Annotated in this window: 26 protein-coding genes and 1 other RNA gene; all 27 read right to left on the bottom strand. The window is 28.5% G+C overall.

The features are described 5' to 3' along the window. Positions 1–35 precede the first annotated feature (35 nt). The 27 genes from FGL08_RS05140 to FGL08_RS05010 all read right to left on the bottom strand — a co-directional run bounded on the left by FGL08_RS05140 (position 36) and on the right by FGL08_RS05010 (position 26,339). Positions 36–1,451 carry an aminopeptidase gene (locus tag FGL08_RS05140; protein WP_138209759.1) on the bottom strand — a complete coding sequence of 472 codons (1,416 nt, stop codon included), beginning with the start codon at positions 1,449–1,451 and terminating at the stop codon, positions 36–38. 681 nt (positions 1,452–2,132) lie between these two features. Next, a non-coding RNA gene (gene ssrS / locus FGL08_RS05135) (6S RNA) lies at positions 2,133–2,324 on the bottom strand. 58 nt (positions 2,325–2,382) lie between these two features. After that, complete coding sequence (locus FGL08_RS05130; RefSeq protein ID WP_243117944.1) at positions 2,383–2,778, bottom strand: hypothetical protein; 396 nt, start codon at positions 2,776–2,778, stop codon at positions 2,383–2,385. Between the two features lie 133 nt (positions 2,779–2,911). After that, positions 2,912–4,084 carry an FprA family A-type flavoprotein gene (locus FGL08_RS05125; RefSeq protein WP_138209757.1) on the bottom strand — a complete coding sequence of 391 codons (1,173 nt, stop codon included), beginning with the start codon at positions 4,082–4,084 and terminating at the stop codon, positions 2,912–2,914. Positions 4,085–4,414: 330 nt separating this feature from the next. After that, a complete protein-coding gene (locus tag FGL08_RS05120; RefSeq protein WP_138209756.1) occupies positions 4,415–5,836 on the bottom strand; it encodes a lipopolysaccharide biosynthesis protein in 1,422 nt (473 codons plus the stop codon). Position 5,837: 1 nt separating this feature from the next. Further along, on the bottom strand, positions 5,838–6,530 hold the full coding sequence (locus tag FGL08_RS05115; RefSeq protein WP_138209755.1) for an acylneuraminate cytidylyltransferase family protein: 693 nt from the start codon (positions 6,528–6,530) through the stop codon (positions 5,838–5,840). Positions 6,531–6,540: 10 nt separating this feature from the next. Further along, positions 6,541–7,674, bottom strand: coding sequence for a UDP-N-acetylglucosamine 2-epimerase (gene neuC / locus FGL08_RS05110; protein WP_138209754.1), 1,134 nt, complete (start codon positions 7,672–7,674; stop codon positions 6,541–6,543). A gap of 101 nt (positions 7,675–7,775) precedes the next feature. Continuing rightward, positions 7,776–8,819 carry an N-acetylneuraminate synthase family protein gene (locus FGL08_RS05105; RefSeq protein WP_138209753.1) on the bottom strand — a complete coding sequence of 348 codons (1,044 nt, stop codon included), beginning with the start codon at positions 8,817–8,819 and terminating at the stop codon, positions 7,776–7,778. Between the two features lie 29 nt (positions 8,820–8,848). Further along, complete coding sequence (locus tag FGL08_RS05100; protein ID WP_138209752.1) at positions 8,849–9,946, bottom strand: polysialyltransferase family glycosyltransferase; 1,098 nt, start codon at positions 9,944–9,946, stop codon at positions 8,849–8,851. Positions 9,947–9,958: 12 nt separating this feature from the next. After that, a complete protein-coding gene (locus FGL08_RS13340; RefSeq protein ID WP_171011982.1) occupies positions 9,959–10,567 on the bottom strand; it encodes an O-antigen ligase family protein in 609 nt (202 codons plus the stop codon). 626 nt (positions 10,568–11,193) lie between these two features. Then, a complete protein-coding gene (locus FGL08_RS05090; protein ID WP_138209750.1) occupies positions 11,194–12,141 on the bottom strand; it encodes a glycosyltransferase family 2 protein in 948 nt (315 codons plus the stop codon). A gap of 75 nt (positions 12,142–12,216) precedes the next feature. Continuing rightward, the gene (locus tag FGL08_RS05085; protein WP_171011981.1) at positions 12,217–12,804 is read right to left on the bottom strand and encodes a phosphoribosyltransferase; all 588 of its coding nucleotides are present in this window, start codon (positions 12,802–12,804) and stop codon (positions 12,217–12,219) included. Then, a complete protein-coding gene (locus tag FGL08_RS05080; RefSeq protein ID WP_279232939.1) occupies positions 12,731–13,477 on the bottom strand; it encodes a PHP domain-containing protein in 747 nt (248 codons plus the stop codon). Before FGL08_RS05080 ends, FGL08_RS05085 begins: the two co-directional genes overlap by 74 nt. Before the next feature lie 173 nt (positions 13,478–13,650). Beyond that, positions 13,651–14,124, bottom strand: a complete 474-nt coding sequence (gene def / locus FGL08_RS05075) for a peptide deformylase (protein ID WP_138209747.1) — start codon at positions 14,122–14,124, stop codon at positions 13,651–13,653. 46 nt (positions 14,125–14,170) lie between these two features. Then, a complete protein-coding gene (locus tag FGL08_RS05070) occupies positions 14,171–14,527 on the bottom strand; it encodes a hypothetical protein (RefSeq protein WP_138209746.1) in 357 nt (118 codons plus the stop codon). A gap of 93 nt (positions 14,528–14,620) precedes the next feature. Further along, on the bottom strand, positions 14,621–15,262 hold the full coding sequence (locus tag FGL08_RS05065; RefSeq protein WP_138209745.1) for a V-type ATP synthase subunit D: 642 nt from the start codon (positions 15,260–15,262) through the stop codon (positions 14,621–14,623). A gap of 2 nt (positions 15,263–15,264) precedes the next feature. After that, positions 15,265–16,647 (bottom strand): V-type ATP synthase subunit B, encoded by a 1,383-nt coding sequence (locus FGL08_RS05060; protein WP_138209744.1) that lies wholly within the window; start codon positions 16,645–16,647, stop codon positions 15,265–15,267. Continuing rightward, positions 16,640–18,415 (bottom strand): V-type ATP synthase subunit A, encoded by a 1,776-nt coding sequence (locus FGL08_RS05055; protein WP_138209743.1) that lies wholly within the window; start codon positions 18,413–18,415, stop codon positions 16,640–16,642. Before FGL08_RS05055 ends, FGL08_RS05060 begins: the two co-directional genes overlap by 8 nt. Positions 18,416–18,433: 18 nt before the next feature. Further along, positions 18,434–18,748 (bottom strand): V-type ATP synthase subunit F, encoded by a 315-nt coding sequence (locus tag FGL08_RS05050; protein WP_171012079.1) that lies wholly within the window; start codon positions 18,746–18,748, stop codon positions 18,434–18,436. Further along, positions 18,735–19,736, bottom strand: coding sequence for a V-type ATP synthase subunit C (locus tag FGL08_RS05045; protein ID WP_138209741.1), 1,002 nt, complete (start codon positions 19,734–19,736; stop codon positions 18,735–18,737). The genes FGL08_RS05050 and FGL08_RS05045 overlap by 14 nt, the downstream gene beginning before the upstream one ends. Positions 19,737–19,755: 19 nt before the next feature. Beyond that, positions 19,756–20,322 carry a V-type ATP synthase subunit E gene (locus FGL08_RS05040; RefSeq protein WP_138209740.1) on the bottom strand — a complete coding sequence of 189 codons (567 nt, stop codon included), beginning with the start codon at positions 20,320–20,322 and terminating at the stop codon, positions 19,756–19,758. Between the two features lie 39 nt (positions 20,323–20,361). Further along, complete coding sequence (locus FGL08_RS05035; RefSeq protein ID WP_138209739.1) at positions 20,362–20,841, bottom strand: V-type ATP synthase subunit K; 480 nt, start codon at positions 20,839–20,841, stop codon at positions 20,362–20,364. A gap of 12 nt (positions 20,842–20,853) precedes the next feature. Further along, positions 20,854–22,803 carry a V-type ATP synthase subunit I gene (locus FGL08_RS05030; RefSeq protein ID WP_138209738.1) on the bottom strand — a complete coding sequence of 650 codons (1,950 nt, stop codon included), beginning with the start codon at positions 22,801–22,803 and terminating at the stop codon, positions 20,854–20,856. Further along, positions 22,790–23,110: an ATPase gene (locus tag FGL08_RS05025; RefSeq protein ID WP_243118003.1), complete on the bottom strand. Its 321-nt coding sequence runs from the start codon at positions 23,108–23,110 to the stop codon at positions 22,790–22,792. The genes FGL08_RS05030 and FGL08_RS05025 overlap by 14 nt, the downstream gene beginning before the upstream one ends. 220 nt (positions 23,111–23,330) lie before the next feature. Further along, positions 23,331–25,019, bottom strand: coding sequence for a B12-binding domain-containing radical SAM protein (locus FGL08_RS05020; RefSeq protein WP_138209736.1), 1,689 nt, complete (start codon positions 25,017–25,019; stop codon positions 23,331–23,333). Between the two features lie 3 nt (positions 25,020–25,022). Next, positions 25,023–25,526 carry a hypothetical protein gene (locus FGL08_RS05015; RefSeq protein ID WP_138209735.1) on the bottom strand — a complete coding sequence of 168 codons (504 nt, stop codon included), beginning with the start codon at positions 25,524–25,526 and terminating at the stop codon, positions 25,023–25,025. 78 nt (positions 25,527–25,604) lie between these two features. After that, entirely contained in the window at positions 25,605–26,339 is a 735-nt protein-coding gene (locus FGL08_RS05010; protein ID WP_138209734.1) for a zinc dependent phospholipase C family protein, read from the bottom strand. Positions 26,340–26,345: the final 6 nt, after the last annotated feature.

Genomic DNA, 26,345 nt, shown 5'->3' with positions numbered 1-26,345 from the left:
TTAAACTAGAAGGTCTTTTGGTATATAAATTTATATTAAGCTTCTTTTAAGAATACTTTATAAGCTCTGTAAGCTTCATATATATCAGCTTTGCTTGCTACTTCGTATGGAGCATGCATATTGTGTAATGCTACACCAGAGTCTATAACTTCCATTCCATATTGTGCTAGGATGTAAGCTATAGTTCCTCCACCACCTTGATCTACTTTACCAAGTTCTGCTGTTTGCCATGAAACATTGTTTTTATCTAACATATCTCTTAATTGTGCTAAGTATTCAGCATTAGCATCGTTACATCCGCCTTTTCCTCTTGCACCAGTATACTTATTGAATACTATACCTCTACCAAAGAAAGCAGAGTTTTTCTTTTCATAAGCACTTGCAAAAGTAGGATCGTATGCAGCACTAACGTCTGAAGATAACATTTTTGAGTTTGCAAGTGATCTTCTTAATTTAAAATCACTGTAATCTTCTTTTAAGTTAATAACTTCAGCTAATGCATTTTCAAAGAATTTAGATTGCATTCCTGTAGCTCCAATGCTTCCAACTTCTTCTTTATCAACAAGTAATGTAACACAAGTCTTGTCAGTGCTTTCTACTTCTAACATAGCTTCAAATGAAGTATAAGAACATACTCTATCGTCATGACCATATGCCATAACCATTGAATTATCAAGACCATAATGTCTAGCTCTTCCTGCTGGAACAACTTCTAATTCAGCTGATATAAAGTCATCTTCAGTAACTCCATATTTTTCATTTAATAGTCTTAATACATTTAATTTAACTCTATTTTTAGCTTCTTTGTCTTCTACAGGCATAGAACCGATACATACATTTAAATCTTCACCTTCTATACCTTTAGCTAAAGTTTTTTGCATTTGATCTGCAGATAAGTGAATTAATAAATCAGAAATTCCTATTACTGGCTCATTCTCGTCTTCACCAATTACAACTTTAACAACTGTTCCATCTTTCTTTGCAAATACTCCGTGAATTGCAAGTGGTATAGTTACCCATTGGTATTTTTTAATTCCACCATAATAATGAGTCTTTAAGAATGCCATATCTGAATCTTCATATAATGGGTTTTGTTTTAAGTCTATTCTTGGAGCGTCAACGTGAGCACCTAATATTCTTAAACCTTTTTCAATTGGTTCAGAACCTATTACAAATAGAACTAAACTTTTTCCCATGCAGTTAGCATAAACTTTATCTCCAGCATTTAATTTAGTTCCTTCTTTAACTAAAGTTTCAAGGTTTTTGTAACCTTTCTTTTCAGCTAGGGCTATGAACTCATCAACGCACTCTCTTTCAGTTTTACATAGAGACATAAAATCTATGTATCTTGATGATAATGATTGAACGTTCTCTAGTTCTTCCTTTGTGTACTTGTCCCAAGCTAACTCAACTTTTTTTTCTAAGTCTTTAAGATTTAAATTTTCAGCCATTACTTAGCCCCCCTTAAATTTTAACTCTATAGCCATTTTACTAGATATTTCATAAAATTTCAAACAAATTTTTCAGAAAATAAGAAGTTTTTTGTTAAATGATTATGAATAATGAATTTAAAAAATCATTTCGACACTTACATTTTATTCCAATGTACTTTTTTCAACACTTATACCTATTTCCAAAAATTTTAAAACTATCATTTTTGATTTTTTTTACACTAAAAGTGTTAAACTTTATCAAAATATGGAGAAAAATAGATAATGAAAAAATTTAACAAATACATTTATTTTTGGTAGAATGTATTTATAAAGATTTTCTTATATAGTTTAATATATATATTTGTATTTATTGTTTATTATTCATTATTTTATTTTATTTTTTTATTCAGAGAGGGGTCATTTAAATGAATAGTCGTATTATCTCGTTAGAAGTAAGAATTAATTTTTACAAAAGAATGTTAAATTTTTTACTTAACTTTATATCAACTAATAATTTTATAATACTAAAATTAAGTAAAAAATTGGACAAGTATATTTCCCAATATCAAAAACTGAAATTAAAGAATATCATAAAGACTTCTAGTCTTGCAGCTTAAAAAATAAGGTTGTACCATAATGGTACAACCTTATTCTATATATAGCTTATAGCATTTTATAACTATAAAAATATACTCATATGTATAACCCGAAATGTCGTACCCTTATATGTTCAATACCCGCCGTCTCGCAGGTGGGTTTCTCTCATCTTTCTTCTGCCTTCTTCTGCGGACTTAATCCTAAAATGAAGCCTGGCATATAAAAGATTGTTGAGAATCCCTTGTATCTTATGTCGGTTGAACATTATAAGTTACTCGATCATCTCAGGCCTTTATATTATTATATCATATATTTTTCATGTTTCAATATTTTAATTTGGGTAATTAAAAATTTATATTATTTCCGTTATATAGTCTTCAAGATCAAATTCTTTATCTCTTTCATAAAAAGCAATTATAAATGTATTGTATTCACTTTCCTCAACATCTATATCAAAACTAATTAATTGATATTCTAGGTCTAATTCCTCACACACATCTCTCACTATATCCTCTACATTATCTACAGCAGAATCGCTTAGGTAAGGAAGTATAAAATCTTCATAAAACTCTATACTTTCTTCTCCTTCTTCACATTCATCTTTCGCATAAGAGTTTGCACCTTCTATTTCTAAGGAATCAAAATAATAATTAAGTTTTAGAACAAAAACATCTTTTTCAGATACTTTTATCTCTTTAATATCATCTAAGTCATTGTCATTTAAGTAGTCTATTATTTTACTCTTCATTATTTTCCTCCAGAATTATAGTTTATTTATCTATAAGTCACTAATTACAAATTAGGGGAGTATTAAACTCCCCTATATGTCTATAATTATATTATACTATTTTTGACTTAGTTTTAAACCATATTTATAAAAATTATAACAATTCTAGATATTTTTCTATAAATTCATCTGCTTCTTTATATTTTTCAGTATCCGGAACAAATTTAAATCTTAATCCAGGTTCTACAACCTTAAATTTAAGCCCCTTTAATCTATCTGTAATCATACCTACACCTTCTCCACTCCATCCAAAAGATCCAAAAGCTGCCGCCGCCTTTCCTCTGTTAGCAATTGGGCATATAGAAGATATTAGGTCCCAAGCAGGTTTCACAGCATCTTGATTTATTGTAGGAGAACCTACCAATATACCAGATGCACCTTTAATTAAAGAAGATAGTTCTTCTTGAGATGTAGATGTTATCTCATGAGTTTCTGCCCTTATTCCTTTTTTGTTAATAGTTTCGCATATATATTTTGCCATTTCCTCTGTGTTCCCATAAGCAGAAATATAGAAAATTTGCACATTTTTCTCTATTATTTCTTCGATTTTTGCCCATTCTCTGTATAAGTTTTTATATTCCTTTAAGTCTTCTATATGAATCGGTCCATGACTTGGAGCTACTATATCAAATTCTAATTTATCAATTTTATCAAATGCAAGGTTAACGAACTTTTTAAATGGTCCCATTATAACATCGAAATAATATTTCATTTCTTCGCAATAATCCCCAGAGCATTGATCTGTTATACAGTTTTTAGGGCAATAGTGACATCCCATTACATCACAAGTAAATATTATTTTCTTTTTCTCAACATAAGTAAATATAGTATCTGGCCAGTGTAAATTAGGTGCAGAAATAAATTGTAATGTATGCTCTCCTAAGTTTAGTTCACCTTCCGCATATTTAAATTCAAATTCCTTATTTACTATATTTTTTAAATAGTTTATAGCAGCTTTTGAACCCACTACTACTGCTTCTGGATAAACTTCTAATAATCTTTTTAAAGAACCACTATGATCTAATTCTGTGTGCTGCACTATTATATAATCGACTTTTCTATCTCCAATTACACCTTTTATATTATTTGTAAATTCTTCAAAAAAACCATCTTTAACAGTATCTATAACAGCAATTTTCTCATCATTAATCAAATAAGAATTATAGGTTGTCCCTCTTTTAGTTTCCATTATTATATCAAAAACTCTTAGTTTAGGATCTTCCACGCCAACCCAATATATATTCTCTTTTAGCTCCTTATAAGTCATAATATACCCTCCTTAATAGAATTCCACAAAGTCATAGTGAAACTATTACTATGATACAATTTTATCATAATAGAAAACTGCTTTCAACTGATAAGATAGTTGTTATTTAATTATTCTTTATTTTTAAAATTATCTTTAACTTATTTTAAAATATATTTTATATTACTAAATAAATTGAAATTTATAATTAACAATGATTATTGATGCTAGAAGTAAAATTTGAAAATCCAATGGGAATAATAGTATATTTATTAAATTATCATCTTAAAAAATAAAAAAGCCTGGTCCTAGAAAGTTATAAAAACACTATCTAAAACCAAACCCCTTAAATCATATGAAAATTATTTGCTTATGTATCTCTATAACTATTAATACAGCTATAATAACTGATTTTATCATAATTAAAATAATTGTATTATCAATTATATGTGTAATTATAAAGTACACACTAATTACACATATAAATTTTATCAAATCAAATTTAAATATGCTTAGAGGTATTACTTTTGCCTTTAATATATATTTAGAATTTATATAATGTAATAAAAACAAAACTATATAAGAGAACAATGTAGTATATGCTGCTGCTAAATAACTCCATTTAGGTATAAATATATAATTAAGAATGATATTAATAATTCCAGCTATAAAAGTATTTATTGAAATCATATATGTATTGTTATAATAAAATGCATAATTTGCATATAACACATAAAAAAATATCATTAAGTTTCCTAATATAATAATAGGAATTATATTAATTCCTTTATAATACTGCTCTGTTGATACAATCATAGTAATTTCCTTTGAAAATAGAATTATTATAGTACAACATAAGCATATAATTTTAAAAAACCTTTTAGATAAATCTTGTAGATACAAATATTTTTTATTTCTGTAGTTTTCAAAAAAAATAGGGACCCATGATGAATTCAACGAATTTATTATAACTGTAATTATCATGCTTATATTATAAGCAAAGGAATATACACCTGTAGAATGTGCTCCTAAAATTTGATTTAATATTATTTTATCAAATTGCGCTAAAATAAAATTTGATAAATTATGAGGAATTAATGGTATTGAATAATCTAGACTATACTTTAAATACCCTAAATCAAATTTAAAATCTGCAATTTTTATAAGCTTGTATAAACAAATAACAGCAAATATACTAATAGCTATTATCTGCCCATATATAGCTGAATAATACTTATTACTACTAATTAAAAAAAGAAAAGATATACATAAGCTAGTCTCTATTATTTTATTAGAACAAGATATTTTCAAAAATTTAAAACTTTCTTGTTTAGCTTCTAAATAATAGATGTATATATTATAAAACATTAAAAATATACAAACTACTATAGAGAGTTTAAAAACTTTAGCAGGAACTTTAAAAAAATCACTAATTTCATTACTAAATATAAAATATACTATAGCTATTGGAAGTGTAGTAAGAACTATGAATATTAAGTTTGTTCCAAGTATCGCTGAAAATTCCTTTTCTCTCTTTAAGTAACTTTGTTTTATAGCTGCAGGAATATTTAAAGATATTAAAATACTAAAAATACTAACTATTGTTACATAGATAGAGTAAGTTCCATATTCACTTGGAGTTAATATACGAGTAAATACAGGTATCATTAAAAATACTAACCCTTTTGAAAAGAAATTTGCTATTATATAATTAAATCCATGTTTTAAAAAATCTAGTTTAAAAGCCCTGTGAAAAATCCCCTTTATACTCATTTTATTTCTCCAAATTCAATTTAAACATCTGTAAATCTATTGCATCATCAATATCTAAATCGTATTCTTTTTCCATAATATAAGCTAATATATTATCATTCATACTAGTATCCTTATTCAAATTGCTATTTATCTTATTTATATATATAGCTCCATTAACCTTATACATCTTAGGAAATTCTTGTCTTCTAACTGTGCTGTTTACATTTAACAAACTTATAGTTCTTTCATTTTCATCTAAGGTTCTCATTAAAATAGGATGCTCCTTAACTTCTGAAATACTAACTAAACTATCTTCATTTTTTTTAACAATTTTCTCTATGGCTTCATCTATGTGATAAGCTAATCTTAGTGGTTGTGTCGGTTGCAATAAAACTACATAATCATACTTAAATCCATTTTCTTCAAATTTATTTATAGTATATATTATGGAATCTATAACCTTGGATTTATCCTGTGCTAAGTATTTAGGCCTTAAAAAGGGAACCTCTGCACCAATTGTCCTTGAAATTCGTGAAATTTCTTCATCCTCCGTTGATACAATAACTCTATCTAAATACTTTGATTTCTTAGCTTCATCAATTGTATATTGAATAAGTGGCTTTCCTTTTATTTTAACTATATTTTTTTTATAAATCCCCTTACTCCCACCTCTGGCAGGTATTATAGCTAAAAACGTTTTATTATAGTACATATTTTCTCTCCTAATGCAATATATCAATAAATTTTTTTTGAATGTTTAAATTCCAAATATAATCATCTTCTAGAATTTCTAAAAACTTTTCATCGCTATTTCCGTGTCCAAATGTTTTTGTATAACTTTTTTCCTTTATTTCTGCTAATTTTATAGCTTCTAAAATATGTTTCTTATCCTCATCCACATGTATTATATTATTCATCTTATATATATCATATCTTCCCTGTTGCCTATTTCCAAGATCTATAGATGTTATACCGTATACTCCACTTTCCCTTATTCCTGCACTAGAGTTTCCTATTATAAACTCACTATGCTTTAATAAAGTTAAAAAGTATTCAAATCGAATAGATGGAAATATCTTAAAATTATCATTGTTTATTAATCTTTTATACTCATTAAAAATTTCAGAACTTCCTTCATCATTATTAGGGTATATGACAACATAGTTTTTTCTAGACTCTATAAGAGCATCTACTAAAGCTTTAACATTTTTTCTTATTTTATCTATTTCAGTGGTAACTGGATGATATATCAATATAGCATACCTATTAAAACCTATATCATATCTATTCTTAGTTTCTGTTATTGTAGGTAAGTTTTTTGAAGCCATTATATCCACATCTGGAGAACCTATAATAAATATATTCTTCTCTTCTTCTCCCATTTGGACTATTCTCCCTTTAGCTTCTTCATTGCTTACTAAATGAATATGACAAAACTTAGTTATAGCATGTCTTATAGATTCATCTATAGTTCCGGATACCTCTCCACCTTCTATATGTACTACTTTTATATTATTAAACGCTCCAACTATTGCACCAGCTAGAGCCTCTAATCTATCCCCATGTATAACAATCATATCTGGTTTTAATTCGCATACATAATTACTAAATCCTAAAATTGTATTACTTAATGCCATGTCCATATGACAATTTCTTTGTTGATTTATAAACTTATATATGTTTTTAAAACCATCCTTTTCTATTTCTATCCAAGTAGAGCCATATCTTGATAACATATGCATTCCCGTAGCAAATATATGTAACTCAAATTTCTCACTGCTTTCAACTTTATTCATCAATGATTTTATTTTCCCATAATCAGCTCTAGTACCTGTAAGAAAGACTATTTTTTTCATTAAAAACCTCCCTATGTAGTATCTTTTCATTTGTCTAGTATAGTATATAATGCTACACCATCTAAAAATATCTGGTGTTGTTATATTCTATTTAAGAACCATTATTCTATATCACTCCATTTTAGATGGCTATCATTTAAAATATTATTCTTAGCTTTTTTCCCTAATAATGAATTAAATTGTTCTGCCTTTATTTCACCTGTACCAGGTCTCTTTACCCAAATATTTTCTTTTGTAAGAGGATCTCCAGACTTTATATCCTTAATTGCCACAACTGTTGCAAATGCAAAGTCAATTGTTACTTGCTCTTCTATAGCAGCCTTTTTAATTCCACCTCTCATTTCAAAAATCTCACTACTTCCCTTAATTAATTCTTTTAATTCAGCTGTATCCATAGAGCATAAAATATCTGGTCCTTTTCTTTCTTTAGAATCCGTAAAATGTCTCTCTAATATTGATGCCCCTAATGCAGTTGCACCTAGACAAGCATTATTATTAATAGTATGATCCGATAATCCAATAACTGCATTAGGAAAATTGTCTTTAAGTTCTTGCATAGCTCCCAATCTAACCAAACTTGCAGGAGTAGGATATAAATTTGTACAATGTAACAAAGCATATTGAACCTTGTATTTTTCTAGAATTTCTACTGTTTTTTTAATGCTTTGAATATCATTCATACCTGTTGAAACTATCATAGGTTTACCAAATGCTGCTATATGCTCTACTAAAGGATAATTATTACATTCCCCTGAGCCAATTTTATAAGCTACTACTCCCATTCGCTCTAACCTATCTGCTGCAGCCCTTGAAAAAGGAGTGCTCAAATAAACCATACCTTTAGACTCTACATATTCTTTTAATTCTATTTCATCAGCTTCATTTAATGCACATCTTTCCATTACATCGTAAATAGATACATTAGTGTTTCCCGGAATCACTTTTCTTGCTTCACTACTCATCTCATCATCTATAACATGAGTTTGATGCTTAATGATTTCAGCCCCTGCACCATATGCAGCATCTACCATCTCTTTTGCAATCTCTAAGCTACCTTCATGGTTAATTCCTATCTCTGCAATAACTAAAGGCTTATATTCTTCCCCAATTCTTCTATTGTTTATTTGAATATCTGGTTTTTTCATAAATCATTCCCCTTACTTCTTAATTTCTTTTAAAACTTCTGATTACCTAAATCATTCAAATCTTCACATAGCTCTTCAAAACTTGAAGGCATAATCATTCCTAATTTATTAAAAAACACTGTGAAATTATTATCTTTAAAACCTAAGACATTAATTAGTGATATAATTTTTATGTTATTGCTCATTTTAATTAAGGTATATAATGATGTGGATTTTAAAGAAATAATATAAACTTTTTTATCTAATGCCTTGCTACATAACACCTCTGCTGGTGCATCTTTATCTAGAAAAATTATATATTCTTCTTTTTTTATATAATCCATGTATCTATTAACTTCCCTAGGGTGATACTTAATGTAAACATTGATATTAGCCATCTTACTATAATTTACTATATTGTATATAAGATCACTATATTTGTTAAAATCCATAACTCTCGCATCAAATAATTCTAACAAAATAATAATTGAATTATTCTTAATATGTACATCATTAAACTTATTACTATAAACCTTATTTATACTACTTAAAAGCAATTCCCTTTCTATCTCATGTATAGGTTTACTTTTTAATTCTTTTCTTGCAAACTCAGGCCATAAAAGTCTTAAGTGGTCTAATTTACTGTGTGTTCCAAGAATCTCAATAAATTCATAAGCGTCTTTTATTCCAAAAACTGTTTTACATATAACTTCTTTAATAGATTGTTGTATTTTACCCTTAGGTTTTATAGTTTCATAATCACAGTAACAAAAAGATCCATCTTCCAAATATATAAATTTACATTGGCTATTATTTCTTAAACATATATCTATTGTCTTTTGATCAATGGGGGTATCATCATGACATAAATAAACATAATTATACTTAGTTTCTTTTATACAAACTTTTATTTGATTAATTACTAAAAGATTATTTTTAATCTTTTCCACAAAACTTTCTAAATTGTTTTTTTTGTCTACAATAACTACCCTATTAAATATGAAATTTATACTATTTAAATCTAATTTATTAGTATCAAATGTATTCATTATAATTAAGTCGTTCTGTTCCTCACAATTTTGACCTATGACTATAGTTGTAGCTAAAATCAAATGATATGGTGTATATACTAAAAATAAATTTTTCAAAGTTTTCACTTCCTAAGTTAGTTTTTTATCGAAATTGTATGCTTTATTTTTTAAAATATATACAATACCTAAAAAAAGTACAAGATCATTATCATATCCTAAATATTGTAAAGATATAATAACAATAAACGGTATTATTATAACCAAAATAGTCTTTATTTTATTGCAAGATTTATATAAAAAACTTTTTAATATACCTAATAGCCACATTAAATATAAGCCCAAGCCTAGAATCCCAAACTCTAAAGATATATTCAAAATAAAATTATGCATATTAGTGTTTACATGAACTGAACCATATTTAATTAAAAACTCTTTTGTTTTTCCTATACCATATCCAAATATAAAATTTTCATGTAAAAAATTCTTTATAAAGGTTCTCCACATTATTATTCTAGTGAAACCTCCATCTTCCATGTTAAATTTTATATGAAAAAATTTATAAATTATGAAGCAAATTAATAATGCACTTATAACTATACTTGGTATAAAAATAGATATTTTAATGTGTTTTTTTAAGTTTATATATATATCATATATCACATAAAATATACAAAAACCAAAAGCTAATTGAGCAGTCCTTGAAAGCAATAAAACAATATTTAAAATTGATATGAACATAAAGATATTTTCTTTTAGTTTATGCCTTTCATAATAAAAATACATATATATACACTGTATAAATACCAGCTTGGTAGCCCATATATTTTTATTATCATGCCCGATAAATATATATCTATCTCTAAAAATTTTATATGCATCAGATGAACTATTAACTTCTAAGAAATGTAAAATCGATGTGTTAGTTGAAAAATATATATACAATATTTGTATCAAATTGCATATAATAATTATTCTTAACAAGTATTTTATCCTTAAATATAACTTGTCATTTTGTTTATTGGTAGCATAAATCCCACAACTTATTAAAAATAATAAATTTACTATTAGCTTTTGAATTAATACCATGTTTTCACCGGAAAAGTTCATAAGATAATTAATTATGGCCCATATTAAGAACCCTAAACACCATTTTTGCCAATTATGGAACTTTTCACCTTTTTTCAAAGAAATAAAACTATGTATATTGTTAATATATTTATTGTGTTTAAAAATGAAAAAATTATATATTATAAAAGCACTGAAAAATAATACATAAACCTTTTTTACTAAAAATATTGAAAAAATACTTACTAATAATATACTTTCTATTAACATTTCTAATATCCTCATTTCTTAAAAAATGTTTAAATAACTTTAAGTATACTCTTCCCTATCTTTTTATATAGTTTAGGATTTAATTTTATTAAAAGTAATGCTATATTATGTTTTAAAGGTAAACTTAAATTATTATAAGAAAATTTAGGTTTAAAATTAGCCTGTCTATCTGTCTTCAAACAATAGTTATAATTATATATCTCCATCCTAACCTTCAAAAGTTCAACGCCTTTTAAATACGATTCCTCTTCTTTAAAGAAATCAATCAATAACTTATATGTATCACTAAGAGATTTCCTAATTATAGGATTATAACTTTGCGTAATAGACCCTTCTCTTTGAACATAGTAATAAAGTTGATCCTCTATCCATGTTATACTATTACAATAGTATAAATATCTAGGCATAAAACCTAAATCCTCAAAAAAAGCCTTATTTTTAAAATATATATTGTTATTCTTTATAATTTTCAACTTATATAATTTATTCCATGCAACAACAAAAGCTTCATAATGCTTACATAAAAAATTCTGTACTATATCTCCTCTTAATATATTAGTATTTAGTTTTATTTTCTTACTCTCAATTTCACCACTATTTTTTCTTTCCCATACTTTATAAAAAGAACATATAGCTAAATCAGATTTCCCTTTTTCTATTTCTCTATAAAGAAGTTCATACATTTTATAATCGGCAAAGTCATCTGCATCCATAAAAGCTATATATTTACCTCTAGCATTTTTTATGCCTAAGTTTCGTGCAGAACTAAGCCCTAAATTTTTCTGAGATATTACCCTAAACCTTCTATCATCTTTTTCAAAGTTTTTTGCAATTGCCAAAGTATTATCTGTTGATCCATCATTAATTACTATGACCTCAATCTCCTTAAAGGTTTGATTCTTTAAACTCATTAAACATCTTTCTATATAAGTTTCCACATTATATGCAGCAACTACAATACTAATCTTTATAGCCATATTCACTACTCCTTATTAACATCCTACTTAAAAAATAATTAATAGCTAATCTTTATGCCCTTTATATTGCTATTATTAAATGTTTCTAGTGTACATGTTTATGAATTTTTTATATTCCCTAGAGTCCTTTGACCAAGGATAAGTAATTATAGTATCCTTATATATATAATAATTCGTAGTCACTTTTTCATCACTCATATTAAACTTGTTTAATGCTGCAACTTGAATTTTCAAACTTTCCCCGTAATTCTCTTTTATAAATCTTATGGCAGACACTATTGAATTTCCAGTATCAATAGAGTCATCCACTAATAACACATTTAATCCTTGAACTAAATTTCCATCTATTTGTGTTACTACCCTTTTATTATGTATTTTATGTACCTGTAATTTTATTTCTAATTCTCTTAAGAAGTTTTTTAAGAAACTTGGAATTATTCTAAATAAGAATTTTATCTTTGTTTTTAAACCATTACCCCTTCTTGAAATCTTTATTCCGTTAACTGGAACCTTAAAGTAATTTCCCATTTCTTTTCCTACTAAATATCCACCATTTTTTATATAAACTATACAACTAGGTTGAAATCCATTACTTTCTATATACTTTTCTAAACGCTTTAAATCTCTTTTTACATCCTCTATAGATAAAGTTAAATGCTTCATCCAGTTTACCATCCTTTATTAATTTCTTTATCTTAATGTACATTGTATAATAATGTATAATTTTATTATTTCTTTTTTGTAATATTTTAAAATGTTTAAGCTCTTCTAATATATTATTTCTAGTGATTTTATTTCTAAATTCCACATAATTAAACTGGACTTCATAATAACTATGTGCATCGCTACCAACTATGCCTCTCTTATTTAGTTCTCTTGCTAAACAATCAGCTTTTTCATTATATGAATTTTGTATACATCTACCATTAAATACTTCTATAACATCTATATTATCTTGCAATTCATTTATAAATTTTTCATCTAAGCAAGTTTTTTTCCTTTTATCATCGAAGGGATGAGGTATGTATACAATTCCATCCTGCTCTTTTATCCTTTTAATTGTCTCCATTGGAGATAAACCCTTAGGAATTTCCTCTTCTAAGAATAATCCTATTATTTCTCCATTAGTTGTCATTATTTCTTCCCCAATTACTACATCAATTTCCTTGCCATACTTTTCTTTAAATTTAATTGCTCCTTTAATAGAGTTATGGTCCGTTATAGCAATACCATCTATATTATTTTTCTTTAACTTTTTATATATTTTTTCTATTCTCATGTCACTATCCTGTGAATATTCAGTATGTACATGAAATATATATCTTTTTATATACATCACCACCATTGTTCATAATTTACTATTAATATTAGATTAAAATTATTAATTTTAGATTTTAAATATAATATACTTTAAATGTTAATGTCAATATTTTTTTGTATAAAATAAAGAGTATAGAAGATAAATTTAAATTATCCTTCTATACTCTTATAATATTTAAGTTTATAAAATTATTCCTCTGAACTCTCTTCTTCGTATATATATCTAGTTCTATCTGTATATACAACTCCATCTAGGTGGTCTATTTCGTGACAGAAACATCTTGCCAGGAATCCATCCGCCTTAATGTTTACCTTTTCACCTTTAAGATTAATACCAAATACTTTAATAGCTTTTGGTCTCATAACTTCCCCTGCATATCCAGGATAGCTTAAACATCCTTCTATAGATGTCTCTTTACCACTCTGAGATGTTATTTTAGGATTTATAAGAATAATTGGATCCATCCCATTTCTTAAATCTACTAAAATCATTCTTTTTAAGACACCTATCTGAGGTGCTGCAAGGCCTACTCCGTCTGTAGAATATAGAGTATCTTTTAGGTCTTCTGCTAATTGAAATACCTCTTCGTTTATTTCTTTTATCCTATCACAAGGCTTATGTAATTCCTCATCTGTAAAATGTAGTATTTTTCTTACTGTCATGTCTTATTATAAAGTTATCTAACTTTATAATTCCTCCCTCCTAAATTTAAATGTATCTATCATTGTATTCAGTCTTTATATAAACTTCATATAACCTTCTAGCTTCTTCATTACTTATTTTTTCGTCCTCTAACTTTCTATAAAGCATATATAGTTTCACATTTAGATCCTTGTCTTTCGTGGACTTCATCTTATTATAAATCAAATCAAGAAGTTTTTCTTCCTCATCTTTAGACGCATTTTCATTATAGATAATATTATTATTTTCTAGGATACAATTAATTTCTTCTAATTTATCCATAACGGGTTTATCTTGTGATAAAATCTTTATTTCTTCTAATATAGATTTTATCATTTTTACAGTATCAACATGAAATAAAATTTTATCACTTTTACAATCCATTAAAATCACCTACTGAATATATCTTACTATGATAATATCATAAGTTAATTACTATTTCAAATAAAAAAGCTGAGGAAAACCCCAGCTTTTAATTTAAGCTTCTTGTTGAAGCATTGCTTTTACCTTCATAAGTCTTGTTAATGCGCCTCTTTCATTTTCATCTAATTTCATCCTAATATACTTTATAGTCTCTTGTAATTGAGGTATAGTCATATATTCTAGAGCATTTACCCTTCTTCTTGTCTTTTCAATTTCATCAGCCATAAGTTGACATGATTTTTCTACTTGAGCAAGTTCTAATAGACTAGGAAGTATATTATAAAGTTTTTCAAGAGAACCGTCTAGTTCAGAAGAAGTATTTGCAAAACCATATGGATATATACTTCCTCCATCACCTTCTAATTTTCTTTTAAACTCCATCTCAGGAACATTAACACTCATTATATTCTTCTTTGTAACATCTACGGAAATACTTTCTTTTGGATACATAATAGCCTCTTCTAAAAATTCTGATGACATTAAAGCTCTAGCCATAACAAAATCCTTAAAAGCCCCAGAAAGTTCTTCTTCTACGCTCTTTCTAAGTTCGTTATTATGCTTTACAAGGTCTATAAATCTTCTCATAAGTTCGTCTTGTTTATCTTTTAAAAGCTTATGACCTCTAGTTGCTGTAACAAGTCTCTTTTTTAACTTAGTGAGCTCCATTCTGGTGGGATTTACATTAAGTTTTGCCACCTTTACTCACCCTCTCTTTTAGGTAGGTATTTTTCTATATACTCATCTCTAATTCTCTTAAGTTCTGATTTAGGTAAAATACTTAGAAGCTCCCATCCTAAATTAAGCGTTTCTTCAATTGATCTATTTGTATCGAAGCCTTGAGCTACATATTTTCCTTCGAAAGCTTCTGCAAATTTTGCAAACATTTTATCAGTATCTGAAAGTGCAGATTCACCTAATATAACAGCAAGTTCTTTAGCTTCTTTACCTTGTGCATAAGCAGAGAAAAGCTGGTTCATAGTATCTGCATGGTCTTCCCTTGTTTTACCTTTTCCAATACCTTTATCTTTTAATCTAGATAGAGATGGAAGGACATCTATAGGAGGCATTATACCTTTTTTGTATAATTCTCTAGATAGTATAATCTGTCCTTCTGTGATATATCCAGTTAAGTCTGGTATTGGATGTGTTTTATCATCTTCAGGCATTGTAAGTATTGGAATTTGTGTAATAGAACCTTCAATACCTTTAAGTCTTCCTGCTCTTTCATATAATGTAGAAAGGTCAGTATATAAGTATCCTGGATATCCTCTTCTACCCGGAACTTCTTTTCTAGCTGCAGAAACTTCACGTAAAGCTTCACAGTAATTTGTAATATCAGTCATAATAACAAGTACGTGCATTCCTTTTTCATAAGCTAGATACTCAGCTGTAGTTAATGCCATTCTAGGAGTTGCTATTCTTTCTATAGCAGGATCAGATGCTAAATTCATAAATAGAACTGATCTATCTATAGCTCCAGTTTTTGTAAACTCTTCAACAAAGTACTCGGCTTCTTCAAAAGTAATACCAATAGCTGCAAACACAACTGCGAATTTTGAGTCTGAGTTTAAAACCTTCGCTTGTCTTGCAATCTGTGCAGCTAGTTGAGCATGTGGAAGTCCTGCCCCTGAGAATACAGGAAGTTTTTGTCCTCTAACTAGAGTGTTTAGTCCATCTATTGGAGATATACCAGTTTGAATAAATTCTGATGGATAATCTCTAGCAAATGGATTTATAGCTTCACCATTTATATCTTTTTTTGCTTCTGGAATTATTCTAGGTCCACCATCTTTTGGTCTTCCAAGGCCGTCAAAGACTCTACCTAACATATCTTCAGATACTCCAAGTTCTAATGGTCTACCTTGGAACCTAACTTTAGTTCCTTTTAAGTTAATTCCTGAAGATCCTTCAAATAACTGAACTAAGGCTTTATCTCCATTTATTTCAAGAACTCTACCATTTCTCTTCTCACCTGTCTGCATTTCTATTTCAACAAGCTCGTCGAACTTAATATTCTCAACACCATCAACTAACATTAGAGGTCCAACAACTTCTCTTACTGTTCTATATTCTTTAAGCATTTACTACACCTCCTTCTGCAATTAAGTTATCTATAGCCTCTTCTAATTCAGTGTAGATATTATTTATTTCATCTTTCTTATCTTCACTTATATATTTAGCTCTTGCTATTCTTTCTCTTACTTCAAGCTTAACTATCTTATCTAAATAAACTCCTGCATTTAAAGCTTTTTTTCCTAAATCATAGAAAGCAAGAACTACTTTTAACATCATATACTGTTTTTCCAATGAAGCATAGGTATCAACTTCATGGAAAGCATTTTGTTGCAAGTAATCTTCTCTTATAGATTTAGAAGCTTCTAGCTTTAATCTATCTTCTTCAGAAAGTGCATCTATACCAACAAGCCTTACTATTTCTTGAAGTTTCTCTTCTTCCTGTAATAATAACATTGCTTGTGTTGTTAATTTAGTCCACTCTGGAGCTCCATTTTCATTTATCCATTGACCTATTTTATCTAGGTATAGAGAATAAGATGTAATCCAGTTAATTGATGGGAAGTGTCTTCTGTATGCAAGTTGAGAATCTAGTCCCCAGAATACTTTAACTATTCTTAGTGTAGATTGAGTTACAGGCTCTGAAATATCTCCTCCTGGAGGTGATACCGCACCTATTGCTGTAACCGCTCCTTCTCTTCCATCATCTCCCAAACAAATAACTTTACCAGCTCTTTCATAGTAGTCTGCAAGTCTTGAACCTAGGTATGCTGGATAACCTTCGTCTCCTGGCATTTCTTCAAGTCTACCAGACATCTCTCTTAGGGCTTCTGCCCATCTTGAAGTTGAGTCTGCCATAATTGAAACTGAGTAACCCATATCTCTGAAGTATTCAGCTATGGTAATACCAGTATAAATTGAAGCTTCTCTAGCTGCAACTGGCATGTTTGAAGTGTTGGCTATAAGAACTGTTCTCTTCATTAAGCTTTCACCAGTTCTTGGGTCTTTTAGTTCAGGGAATTCATTAAGAACATCTGTCATTTCGTTACCACGTTCTCCGCATCCAACGTAAACAACTATTTCAGAATCTCCCCATTTAGCTATTTGGTGCTGAACAACTGTTTTACCAGCTCCAAATGGCCCTGGAACAGCAGCAGCTCCTCCCTTTGTTACTGGGAAAAAGGTATCTATAACCCTTTGTCCTGTAACCATTGGTTCCATAGGATTTAACTTTTGAGCAAAAGGTCTTCCTCTTCTAACAGGCCATTTTTGCATTAAAGTTAATTCTTTTTCACCTTTTTCAGTAGTAACAATAGCTACTACATCTTCTACAGTGAATTCGCCTTCTTTTATTTCTTTTATAGTACCTTCTATTCCATAAGGAACCATTATTTTATGAAGTACTACAGGTGTTTCTTGAACTGTACCAATAATATCACCAGCTGAAACTTTGTCTCCTACTTTTCTTGAAGGCTTAAATTCCCACTTTTTAGTTCTATTTAATGATGGCACTGATACACCTTTAGTTAAAAATGAGCTTCCAGCAGCCTCCATAAATTCATCAAGAGGTCTTTGAATTCCATCAAACATTGACTCTATAAGACCTGGTCCAAGTTCAACACTAAGAGGTTCTCCTGTAGTTACTACTGGGTCCCCAGGACCTATACCTGCAGTTTCCTCATAAACTTGGATAGAAGCTCTATCATCTCTCATTTCAATGATCTCGCCTATAAGACCTTTTTCTCCAACTTTAACAACGTCAAATACGTTAGCTTCATCCATATCCATAGCTACAACTAATGGACCTGAAACTTTAATAATCTTTCCGATCTTCAAGTTCTCCTACCTACCTTTCTATAATATATTCACGCCTACAGCCTTTTCAACATTATCACTTATTCTCTTTAATCCAATGTTCAGTGAACCTTGGTTACTTGGTATTAAAATCACGGCAGGAAGCATTTGTCTATTATATCTCTCTATTGTTTCCTCTATTTGTGCAGCCACCTGTTCTGTTACAAATATAACTGCATATTCTTCCATAGCTAATCTATCTATGGTCTTCTGAGCTTGAACTGGCTCAATTACAGGAAAAGTATCTATCCCAATAGCTTTAAAGGCCAGTATTGAATCCTTATCGCCTACAACTCCTATTTTATACATATATATCACGCAACCTTTCTCTGATTACGCTACTTTGAACATTGTTTAATTTTGCTACCATTATTATTCTTATAATCTTAATTTCAGTTTCCTTTGCCAAAATATAAGCAAATAATGGTTCTGGTCCAAAGTGAACATATTTAGCATTCTTTACAAGATTCATCAAATAATCTTCAAATAATTTTTCAAATAGAGTAAGTTTGCCACTTGATAAGAATTCCTCTAATCCTTCTTTTACAACAGCCTTATATTTTGTAGAAGATAATTTTGATATTATGTTTTCAAAAGTATCACTATATACATTTAGAAGGGTATCTAATTTAATCATTCCACCTTCTAAAAGTACACTCTGTAAAAACTTCAAAGGTTTCTCTTGAGTTTTTACTCTTATAAGAGTTCTTATATTAATTAAATCTATATTTGATTTAACATAGTCTATTATAAATTCCTCTTTTAAGATTTCTGCTCTTTTTAACATATCTTCATACATATATTTATCTGTAATTATATCTATAACCTGTGGGTCTTTTGACTCCTTAAATTTGTCCTCTACTTCTTTTATAACCCCTTGAATTTCCTCTGATAGACCTTTAAAAATGCCTGTGTTTATAGCATCTTTAAGTTTATCTATTTCCTGGGTACCCATAGTAGTTAAAAGTTCAGGGAACTCTTTATTTAAAGCTTTAGCTTTTAAAAGAACCTTGATATTATGATAATCATACTTTATCTTTAATATCTCTATTAAAGAATTATCCGGTGTAATTTCACTAATAAGAGAGTACACCCTTTCAAGTTCTTCTTGCAAAAGTATTTCATAGTCCTCTGCTCTTTTCACATTTCCCATTAAACTTGAGTATTCTGTTTCATTAAGCACTTTAAGAGCTTCATCCGCAGAGGAACTATCTATCATTCTTTCGATCTTAACTTTATTAAGGAGTCTTTTCTCTAGAACTCTGAGTCTAGATACTGCCTGAGTAAAATCCATTCTATCCATAGGGCTATCCTCCTTAAGGCTAATTGAATAATATACTTGCCACCTCATATTCTAGTTCTTCTCTTAAAGAATGAACTAAGGCCTCAAAAGTATAGTTAAATTCAATACCATTATTAATTATAATAAATCCTGACGGAATCTCTCTCTCTTCTTTTGCAAGTCTTAAATTTAAATCTGTAAGTAATGAAGTATCAATTGACTCCCTAAAATCCTTAGAAACTATAATTTCTTCTCCACCTTTCAATTGTAAAGAAGATATATTTCCTCTTAAAAAGCTCACAAAATCTTCTTGGCTCATTTTAGAAAGTTTACTTATAGTTTCATTAAAAGTTCTATTTATAACTTCTTGTTTAGCCTCTAATTTTTCATTTCTAGCTTTAAGTTCTGCACTAGAAACTATCCTATCCTTTTTACTCTTAGCTTCTAAATTTGATTTTTGTATTAAACCTGATTTAATCTTCTTTGCAGATTCTTCTTTAGAGTTCATAATATCATTTGCTTCTTTTTTAGCACTTTCTAATATTCTTTGAGCTTCTCCTTTAGAATCTTCCATAATTTTAGAAGTTAAGTTTTCTATATTAGACATATCTTCACATCCTTAAAAAGGTACTTTAATTTGTTATAATTAAATTTGCTTAAACACTAATAATAGAGAAATAACGAATCCTAAAAGAGCGTAAGTTTCAACCATTACTGATAAAACGATACCTTTTGTAGTATGCTCTGGATTTTTAGCAAGTATTGCTATACCAGCAGCTGCTGTTCTAGCCTGTGCTATAGCTGATTTCCATCCTGCAAAAGCAACTGGAAGGCAAGCCATAAAGTAGTATAAACCTTGACCTAATGTCATATCACCAGTTAATTTTAAAAATACCATAAGTCCAATAACGAAGCCATATAAACCTTGTGTACCTGGTAATAATTGAAGAACTAAGGCCTTACCAAACTTTTCTGGTTCTTCAGTTAATAGTCCTGCAGCAGATTCACCAACCATACCAACACCTCTAGCTGATCCTATACCTGACATAATAACTGCAAGTGCAATACCAAGTGTTGCAAATACAAGACCCCCGTTTTGCATTAAAAATTCCATGAATCCTTTCATATTTTATTCCTCCTACTTGTTTTTAATATTTATGAATTTATTTTTAGATTTAAAAGGTTTAAAGGCTTTACCTCCACCCTCATAAAATTTACCGAAATATTCAACATACTGTAATCTAGCAGTATGAACATATGCACCTAAGGCACTTAAAAGTAAATTGAATATGTGTCCTGCAACAAAGATTAAAGGAGCAAATATCCATTTAGCCACCCCATTGCCAAGCATTCCAACCATTATGTTGAATGCTGAACCTATGAATCCTCCTGCAAGACCTAAAGCCATAAGTCTTGAATAAGAAACTAAGTCACCAACATATCCTGATATTCCATATAAAGAATATAGTCCAGCACCAAGTTTTGCTCCAACACTTTTATTTTCTCTACCATGTGTTAGTACAATAGTAGCCATTCCTATTATCATTATCCACTTTCCTATAGTACTTACTGTTTGTGATAAACCAATAGCTCCAGCACCCAAGAAAAGGAAGGCTCCTATTAAGGAAGCATACCATGCACCTACATCAAATAATGCACCTACATAGTCTTTTTCTCTAATTAACATATAAGCTTTTATTCCAAGTCCTGCAAAAATCTGTACAACACCAAGTATAATAGATGCAATAAGTATTACTATAACATCCTCCCCTGGGTCAACTAATTTAGGTAAATTTATAATCCCACCAAAGAAACTTCCATATACTGCACCAGCAATCATAGTTGGTATACTTAGAAATAAAAAGAATTTAACAAAACTCTTTTGTTTATCATCAAGATTAAATGCTTTAAGTGCAAAAATGGTTCCAAGTAACATTAAAAGTCCATATCCAATATCCGCAAGCATCATTCCAAAGAAAACTAGGTAGAATGGTGTTAATAATGGAGTTGGGTCTATTTCATTATATCTTGGTAAACTATACATTTCAGTTATAGATTCAAAAGCTGAAACAAGTTTATTGTTTTTAAGAAGTACAGGAACTTCACTATCATCTACTTCTGCTCCTTCAGTAGTAAAATAATAATCTTCTCCCACTACTTCTTTAATTTCTCTCTCTAGATTAGAGACTTCTTTAGTCGGTACCCATCCTTCTATAGCCACAACATTTTTACTCTTTAAAAAGTTTTCTGAAGCTTCTGCTTTATCTTCTAATGTAGAGTAATATTCATAAGCTATTTTAAGTTCTTCATACTGACCTTTAAATTCTTTTATAGAACCCTTAATATTTTCTTCTTCTTTTAAAATCTCTTCTTTTCTTACGTTTAGAGATTCAACTATTTTACATGGTACATCTTCATAATTTAAAGTAATGCTATTAAATCCAAAAGATTTAAGAATGCTTTCTGCTTCTTTTTCCTCTTTATGAACTATAACTAATAGGTTAAGGTCTGCCTTAACTTCACTTATAACTTCAATATATGAACTTTCAACCTTTGAATTAAATTCTTCTATAAAGGATTCCTTGGCAGCCTTTGGGATACTTCCTATAAAATACAAAGAAGTTTTCATTCCTTTAAGATCTATAATTCTAGTATCTAGATTAAGCCAAGGTTTAAGAACTTCTACTTCTGAATTTAACTTTGTATATTCATTTTTAATTTCATTTAAGCTCTTTTCTTTTTCCTTTAAGGAGCTATAGTACTCTCTCCAAGTTTCACTAGTTCCAACTTCAATAAGTCTTTCGTAAGAAATAGTACTCTTACCTTTTTTAAGTGCCTCAATAGTTCCTTCTTTATCAATATATTTTTCTATGAAATCCAAAGAAAATTTCAGCTTTGCAAGGTTCTCCTCTATTTCTGATAACTTAATTTTTTCTGAGTCCTTTTGGAAAAACTCCAAATCCTCTGTATTCTTATCTTGAAGATTTATAAATTGAACCTTTCCAAACTTATGAAGAGCATCTAGTAAAATCTCTTTTTTAGTCTTAAAAGAAAATAAAGAGAATTTATTCATTTTAACTATTGCCATGAGACTTCACTATCCTCTCATAGATTAAATTTACTGCCTTATCTAATTTAATACTATTCATATTTAATATTGCTTCTTTTTCGCTTTTCCCTTTTTCTAAAATCGGTTCAGCTACTTTTCTTCCTTCTTCCTCCGCTTTTTTAATTAAGCTTTGGGCTTCTTCTTTGCCTTCTTTAATAATATTTTCATACTTTAAAGCGGCTTCTTTTGTGACCTCCTTTATAAGATCTTTAGCTTCAGATTTAGCTTTTGCAACTATTTCTTCGCCCTTTTCTTCAGCCTGTTTTATTTTTTGTATAGCTTCCATTGCCAAGTTATCACCACCTTTAAAAATAATAAAAATAATATTATTTTATCTTAAATAATACTTAATGTAGTATTAATTACAACATACACATATTATACTCACTTTTTAATATGGTTTCAAGTCATTTAACATTAAATTAATAATTATTCCCCATTATACATGATAGTATCCTATTTTTTTTTGTTATTTTAGTATTTAACTTAATATTCTTTCAAAATTCTTAAAAACTCTTATCTATATTTGTTATAAATTTAACCTTGTATTTATTTTCGTAAAAAATCACATATACTTCAGCCTTTTTTAAAACATTTTCTTGTATATATAATTCCATGTCTAAATTAAACTTTTGTATATGTACTTTTGAAAAGTTTATGTTTACATCATCTTGTTTTAAAATTTCCTTTACTTTATCTATTTCATCTCTATTCACATCTTCTCTTATAAAGTCGGGAACCCAACTTCTTTTGTTGTAAGTTAAGTAATCATACTTTATAATTTCTTTTAAACTGTTATTATCTCTTTTTAATATTTCCTTATTAAAATCTAGAAATACTTTGTAATACTCTGTAGAGCTAATATTCCTATTAAGATATCCCTTATGTTTAAAAAACTTTGATAGTTCTAAATAAAAATCAAAAGGATTTGGGAAAATATTTATAAAATATTTTATTATGTTATGGAATTTTCCACTATTATAATATTTATCTACCATAGCTTCTACTCTTTTTAGTATTACTAATTCCTCGTAACTTATGCTAGATGTTTTTAAAATTTCATAAGGTGGATATGGCGAATATTCCATTCCCCACATACCTGCTTCCTCCCTCATATTAGAACCTTTTAATAATTTTAAAAACCCTAGTTGAATCTCTTCTGGTTCTATTGAATATACATCGTTAAATGAATTAATAAAAGAACTTAAATCTTCTCCTGGTAATCCTGCTATTAAATCTAAATGTTGCTTTATATTTTGAAGATTTTTAATCTCTACAACTTTTTCCTCTATAGAAGAAAAATTAACCATTCTATTTATATGTTTTAAAGTAGTATTATTGGTACTTTGAACCCCAACCTCGAACTGAAATAAGCCACTAGGTGCACTTTTTAGTAATTCAATCTCATCTTTTTTTAGTATATCTGCTGATATTTCAAAGTGAAAAGAAGTTTCTTTAGCATTTTTAATTAAATACTCCCAAATAGCCATGGCAAAATCATGATTAGCATTGAATGTTCTATCTACAAATTTAACTAATTTTACTTTCTTATCTATAAAAAATTGTAGTTCTTTTTTTATTCTCTCTATATTTAAAAATCTTAAATTTCTATCTGTAGATGAAAGACAATATTTACAGCGGAAGGGACATCCCCTAGAACCTTCATAGTATACAATTTTATTTTCGAGATTTTCACATTCCTCGTAAGGAAATACAATTTCGTTCATATCCATATTTTCACGATTCCCGTTAAAAAATATCTCTCCATTTTTACTATAATAGAATCCCTTTATACTATTAATATTTCTAATCTTAAGCTTATATTCTATAAATTCACGAAAAGCTTTTTCTCCCTCACCCTTTATTACATAATCCCCGTTACTTTCTTTTAAAAATTCTTCACTATCAAAGCTTACTTCAGGTCCTCCATATAATATTTCTATTTTACTGTCAATCCTTTTAATTAAATGGCTTAGAGCCTTTACCATATCTACATTCCATATATAGGTTGAAAAACATATAAAGTCTGGTTTTTCTTCCATAATACCTTCTAATACTTGTTCAATTCTATTGTTTATAGTAAATTCTTTTAAAACACAGTTATAATCCATATCTTTTGTGTATGCTCTTAGATATCTTATAGCCAAATTTGAATGTATGTACTGCGAATTTAGTGCAACTAATAATGCCTTCATATCTTATCTCCCTTTCTTCCTACATTTAATATAATATACTCCTCTATCTTCTTGAAAAGTAACTATAGTAAAATGTTCTTGTACTAATTTTAACATAGAATCCATGGAATTATCGTTTGCTATTCTGAAATTTTTAATAGAGATAATCCTTCCCTTTTCATTATTTGAGTCTAAATTAATTATTATATCATCTTTAAAAATTTTTCCATACCCTTTATCAATGTCCCATATGTGAAGATACCCATTTTTCTTTAAATATGAACTTATTTCTTTTAATAATGCTCTTTTTCCCATTCTAGAATTTATACTTTGGAGAGTAAACATTAATATACCTGTATCAAAATTTTCAGATCCAATATTTTTTTTCCCTCCTGCTCTTTCGTAATAATCTACTTGAAGTTCCTCTTGTCTCTTAAACATAGGATATAAAACAGAAAAATCTCCATAACTTAGATCTAAGACATCTCCATTAAACATATCTTCTGAAATATTAATTATAGTACCCATTTTAATATCACCTCTTCAATTCCTTTTTTTACTATTTACATTATACTAATAATGTAAAAAAAAGACAAATAACCTTAGTTATTTGTCTCTTCTCTTATTCTTTATTTCCTCTTCATAAAATTTTAAAAGCACACCAGCAGTGGTACTTTTAGCACGCATAATTATGCTTGATGCCACTTTATCATATCTTTCATCTATATTATATATATTGTTGCATTTTAAATAAGTATCATAGGCCATTTTAGCATTTTCTTTTATACAACTCTCTAAACTTTCACACTTAATTATACCATCTAGATGTCTAAACTTTTCTTCATAAACAACTTTATAAATTATCCATTGCTCAAAATGTCTATGTTGTTTTAACAACTTGTTACTCACATGATGAGGTACTGTAGAATCTTGAATTAGATGGCAAGCAGCTCCAAGATAAAAAATACTATCATATAAATCATCTGAATCTAATTTCTCTCTACTTAAATTATAATATTCTAGACAAAGAGTTAATGCATCAGAAAATCCATAAAGACCTTTATATTCTGTATAGTGAAAAAAGTGATTTATACTTTTAAAATCCTGATCTGCCCATACTGCACCTTGATTTAAGAAATGTAATAATTCTTTATAAAATAAATATACCTCATCATAGTCTTCTAGCTTTAGTATTTCTAAAGCTTGCTCGTTTATAAATTGATGTACTATACATGGTGTTCTAACTAGTTTCTTCTTAATTGGATTTACCACTTTAAAAGCTTTATTTGCAGTAACACCGTAAGCACTTTCAAATTTCTTTTTTATTGTAGTTCCGTTCATTTTACC

Origin of the sequence: Hathewaya histolytica (assembly GCF_901482605.1) — a bacterium.
Lineage (GTDB): Bacteria > Bacillota > Clostridia > Clostridiales > Clostridiaceae > Hathewaya > Hathewaya histolytica.
The sequence above is the reverse complement of the archived record's forward strand: the minus strand, read 5'-3'. Positions and strand labels throughout refer to the sequence as shown.

Coding starts and splice junctions, on each gene's coding strand:
- FGL08_RS05070 (WP_138209746.1), bottom strand. CDS start 14,527: ATGGATTGTAAAAGTGATAAAATTTTATTTCATGTTGATACTGTAAAA.
- FGL08_RS05090 (WP_138209750.1), bottom strand. CDS start 12,141: ATGGCTATAAAGATTAGTATTGTAGTTGCTGCATATAATGTGGAAACT.
- FGL08_RS05060 (WP_138209744.1), bottom strand. CDS start 16,647: ATGCTTAAAGAATATAGAACAGTAAGAGAAGTTGTTGGACCTCTAATG.
- FGL08_RS05030 (WP_138209738.1), bottom strand. CDS start 22,803: ATGGCAATAGTTAAAATGAATAAATTCTCTTTATTTTCTTTTAAGACT.
- FGL08_RS05035 (WP_138209739.1), bottom strand. CDS start 20,841: ATGAAAGGATTCATGGAATTTTTAATGCAAAACGGGGGTCTTGTATTT.
- FGL08_RS05130 (WP_243117944.1), bottom strand. CDS start 2,778: ATGAAGAGTAAAATAATAGACTACTTAAATGACAATGACTTAGATGAT.
- FGL08_RS05045 (WP_138209741.1), bottom strand. CDS start 19,736: ATGGATAGAATGGATTTTACTCAGGCAGTATCTAGACTCAGAGTTCTA.
- FGL08_RS05140 (WP_138209759.1), bottom strand. CDS start 1,451: ATGGCTGAAAATTTAAATCTTAAAGACTTAGAAAAAAAAGTTGAGTTA.
- FGL08_RS05105 (WP_138209753.1), bottom strand. CDS start 8,819: ATGAAAAAACCAGATATTCAAATAAACAATAGAAGAATTGGGGAAGAA.
- FGL08_RS05085 (WP_171011981.1), bottom strand. CDS start 12,804: ATGAAGCATTTAACTTTATCTATAGAGGATGTAAAAAGAGATTTAAAG.
- FGL08_RS05080 (WP_279232939.1), bottom strand. CDS start 13,477: ATGTATATAAAAAGATATATATTTCATGTACATACTGAATATTCACAG.
- FGL08_RS05120 (WP_138209756.1), bottom strand. CDS start 5,836: ATGAGTATAAAGGGGATTTTTCACAGGGCTTTTAAACTAGATTTTTTA.
- FGL08_RS05010 (WP_138209734.1), bottom strand. CDS start 26,339: ATGAACGGAACTACAATAAAAAAGAAATTTGAAAGTGCTTACGGTGTT.
- def (WP_138209747.1), bottom strand. CDS start 14,124: ATGACAGTAAGAAAAATACTACATTTTACAGATGAGGAATTACATAAG.
- FGL08_RS05115 (WP_138209755.1), bottom strand. CDS start 6,530: ATGTACTATAATAAAACGTTTTTAGCTATAATACCTGCCAGAGGTGGG.
- FGL08_RS05020 (WP_138209736.1), bottom strand. CDS start 25,019: ATGAAGGCATTATTAGTTGCACTAAATTCGCAGTACATACATTCAAAT.
- FGL08_RS05040 (WP_138209740.1), bottom strand. CDS start 20,322: ATGTCTAATATAGAAAACTTAACTTCTAAAATTATGGAAGATTCTAAA.
- FGL08_RS05025 (WP_243118003.1), bottom strand. CDS start 23,110: ATGGAAGCTATACAAAAAATAAAACAGGCTGAAGAAAAGGGCGAAGAA.
- FGL08_RS13340 (WP_171011982.1), bottom strand. CDS start 10,567: ATGTTCATATCAATTTTAAATATTGTTTTATTGCTTTCAAGGACTGCT.
- FGL08_RS05015 (WP_138209735.1), bottom strand. CDS start 25,526: ATGGGTACTATAATTAATATTTCAGAAGATATGTTTAATGGAGATGTC.
- FGL08_RS05125 (WP_138209757.1), bottom strand. CDS start 4,084: ATGACTTATAAGGAGCTAAAAGAGAATATATATTGGGTTGGCGTGGAA.
- neuC (WP_138209754.1), bottom strand. CDS start 7,674: ATGAAAAAAATAGTCTTTCTTACAGGTACTAGAGCTGATTATGGGAAA.